This window comes from Lysinibacillus sp. RU7, assembly GCF_057837305.1.
This window is the reverse complement of sequence record NZ_JBYQFK010000052.1, coordinates 1-2,890: the sequence shown is the minus strand read 5'-3', so window position 1 is coordinate 2,890 and position 2,890 is coordinate 1. Positions and strand designations below refer to the sequence as shown.

The 2,890-nt window shown below is 36.7% G+C and carries 3 protein-coding genes, 1 rRNA gene and 2 pseudogenes; 1 reads left to right on the top strand and 5 read right to left on the bottom strand.

Features of this window, described 5'->3' with window-relative positions; translation table 11 throughout:
- Positions 1 to 251: 251 nt before the first annotated feature.
- The 5 genes and pseudogenes from AC3II9_RS21330 to AC3II9_RS21310 all read right to left on the bottom strand — a co-directional run.
- A complete protein-coding gene (locus AC3II9_RS21330) occupies positions 252 to 542 on the bottom strand; it encodes a hypothetical protein (RefSeq protein WP_489158706.1) in 291 nt (96 codons plus the stop codon).
- A gap of 27 nt (positions 543 to 569) precedes the next feature.
- A complete protein-coding gene (locus AC3II9_RS21325; protein WP_489158704.1) occupies positions 570 to 869 on the bottom strand; it encodes a transposase in 300 nt (99 codons plus the stop codon).
- 45 nt (positions 870 to 914) lie between these two features.
- Complete coding sequence (locus AC3II9_RS21320) at positions 915 to 1,442, bottom strand: DUF2199 domain-containing protein (protein ID WP_489158702.1); 528 nt, start codon at positions 1,440 to 1,442, stop codon at positions 915 to 917.
- A pseudogene (locus AC3II9_RS21315) lies at positions 1,414 to 1,605 on the bottom strand (hypothetical protein); the annotation flags it as partial. The pseudogene AC3II9_RS21315 and the gene AC3II9_RS21320, both read right to left, overlap by 29 nt.
- Positions 1,606 to 1,947: 342 nt before the next feature.
- Positions 1,948 to 2,085, bottom strand: a pseudogene (locus AC3II9_RS21310) (IS5/IS1182 family transposase); the annotation flags it as partial.
- A gap of 609 nt (positions 2,086 to 2,694) precedes the next feature.
- Here AC3II9_RS21310 and rrf point away from each other — a divergent pair.
- Positions 2,695 to 2,810 (top strand): 5S ribosomal RNA (gene rrf / locus AC3II9_RS21305).
- Positions 2,811 to 2,890 lie beyond the last annotated feature (80 nt).

Genomic DNA, 2,890 nt, shown 5'->3' with positions numbered 1-2,890 from the left:
TCAAGTGGTTAAGACACCGCCCTTTCACGGCGGTAACACGGGTTCGAATCCCGTACGGGTCATCATAAAAGTCTGAGACGATATATAATCGTTTCAGGCTTTTTTATATGCTTTGACCCCCTCTAACTCCTAAAAGTCAGATACGGTTATTTCATTGGGCAACTTGATTATAAATGTCATCATATTGAAGTGTAGGTTGGCTTTCTGCCTGTTCGATGACAGACATCGTTTAATTGAAAATATTCTTTTAATTAAGCGTTTACGCGTTCAACAGCTGTACGTTCTTTGTAAAGTTTTTCCCTTAATGGGGCGCCTCTTGCTGGATACGTATATTTGCCAATATTCGTCTCACACTTAATTTTGAAGATCTTTTGACAAAGTGAATCGTCACGTAATGGACAGGTTACACCTGCTTTCGTACGCGTAAATTTTAGGGTGTGATATTTCTCATCAAAGCTGTCGTAACAGCAGCTATGTTCATGCACACACGTTGGACGGAAATCCATATCAAAGCTCAAGTTCAGACCCACGATGTTTGCCATAAGGAATGACTGCTTTCATATCTTGATTCAGGATTTGGCGGTAAATCGCTTCATAATCATATTCTGCATCGAAAACCGCTGTTGTAAACGGATTTTTGATACTACTTCCGCTCCTTTTTTTAACAGTGGAATCCCAGCTTTACTATCGCTTAAATTGCTAGATGACATCAAGCATGCCACAATGTACTGGCTTTTTGTTGACACAACTAAATGCCCTTTAAAGTTGAACCAGACCATGTGTTTACCGTCACTATTTTTCTTGACGCCCCACTTTGGCTGAAAGGGAAAATCGAAAAAAATAGAGTTAAATATCAATATAATCAGCATCAAATTAACACATTAAATCGCAGAAAAAGAGCGCTGATGATAAAATCAATGCTCTTTTTCTTCATTATCATTATTCACACAAAGTTCTTCAGCTATTTCTTGTACCCGTTCAATTGTAATTCCGTTTCTAAATTCCACTGCCAAAGGATGGTCTGTTGGTTCGAGTTCAATATAAGGTCTAATTCCATCTGCTCTGTGGTGAACCTTCGCCTTCAAGTTTATCGTATCAGGATAACAAGGCAATGCAGTAGAAAACCAACCAAGCATTGGCTCTAATAGTTCTGGATTATTCCAATGTTCTTTTACTTTCTTATAATTAACTTCACTCAGTGAAACCCAAGCTCCCCATATGAATTCTTTATGAGTACCGATTATAGGAATTTCAACACATCCTCGAATAAAGAAATGTTCATTGTCCATTACGCATAAGTCTTCACTTAGTTCGAACCTTCTTTTCCGTTCTTCTGATTGGGCAAATTCGTAGTAAGCGGGTGCGAAGGTTCCGTAACTGGTTGGAAGCTCGTCGCGGTACTCTCCACAGCAACTACAAGTGTATCCCTTGATATTTGTCATTTCGTCCCTCCTTATTTTTAGTTCTTATCTTAAATAACTTTTTAGTAATACCAAGTCGTTGAGCAGGAGTTAATTTTTCTCCATCGGGTGTTTTGTATGGTATACAAAAGTTATAATAAGTTCTCAAAATGGTCAATGCCATTTGAGCATACTTTGGATTGAAATAGCACTATAAACAGTAAAGATAATGATTATTGTCCAATATTTTTTATGCTGATTTTCTGCTAATTCTAAAGGGATTTTAACATAAACCTTATATATACGACAAAAAAGACAGACCAATATATTGCTAATTGGTCTGTCTTTTGACTATTTATTTTGTTTATTTCTCTCCCAAAAGAGAACCCGTTAGTTTTTTGTGCTTTTTCTTTTTCTTAGATGGTTTTGGCCCATCTCGAGCTTCAAAATGTGCCGAGTCAAAACCTAAGTGTTCATCATCTAGAAACTCCTCTGACCGGCTAATCACGTCGACCATATGTGAATAAGAAGCTTCAGAAGGTACCTAATCGGAAACTAAAAAGCCGCAATCTAAACGAAAGACAAGATTATATTTTAGACGTTTGACTAAATCCTTCCCCATTGGAATACGTTCCACAATGCGAATGATCAACGATTGAATAATCGCCTCGTAGTTTAATTCTCTTAGTGCACTATACATTGTGTTTTTACGGAACAGTTGGAAGATCAGCTGTAAATCGAAGTGGCTAAAATCCTATCAAAAGGATGAGAACTTTCCATTCCCACTAATTCATGGATGCCAAATAGATGCATTTGTTTTACAATGGTCATAGGGTATTCATTTGTTGGATAATTTTTAGTTTTTCACTTAATTTATAACAAATCGAGGAGGTGCCCGTTTTTTATTGTTTTGAAACCTTTGGGAGACAAGGGATTAGAGTTATGAAATTAACTCAGATAATTTTTATTAAAAAGTTTAAAGAAAAAGATGACAACAAAAAACATTATTCGTTATTATAGTAACTATAAGCTTTATTAATAATTGCTGTTTATCTTCACTTAGCAGCAATATCTTGTATGATAAGTTTAAAATTTCACTATATATGGTGCTTTTTTAAAAAAAACTTTTTTTATCAAAAAAAACGAAAAAAAGGTATTGCAATTATTTATAGATATGATAATATAAATCTTGTCCTTAACAAAAGGGCGATTCACTAGCAAGTGAAAAGCTTAGTGATAATAGATAGTACTTCTGATAACAATTACATGAAAGATTAGAAGTCAATGTTTATAGTGAAGTGATGATGGCAAAGAGGTCACACCCGTTCCCATACCGAACACGGACGTTAAGCTCTTTAGCGCCGATGGTAGTTGGGGGCTTCCCCCTGTGAGAGTAGGACATCGCTTCGCTTAATACCCAGGAGGATTAGCTCAGCTGGGAGAGCACCTGCCTTACAAGCAGGGGGTCGGCGGTTCGAGCCCGTCATCCT

Bases quoted from the DNA above. Each gene is read 5' to 3' on its own strand.
- AC3II9_RS21330 (WP_489158706.1), bottom strand. From the start codon at position 542: ATGGCAAACATCGTGGGTCTGAACTTGAGCTTTGATATGGATTTCCGT.
- AC3II9_RS21325 (WP_489158704.1), bottom strand. From the start codon at position 869: ATGCTGATTATATTGATATTTAACTCTATTTTTTTCGATTTTCCCTTT.
- AC3II9_RS21320 (WP_489158702.1), bottom strand. From the start codon at position 1,442: ATGACAAATATCAAGGGATACACTTGTAGTTGCTGTGGAGAGTACCGC.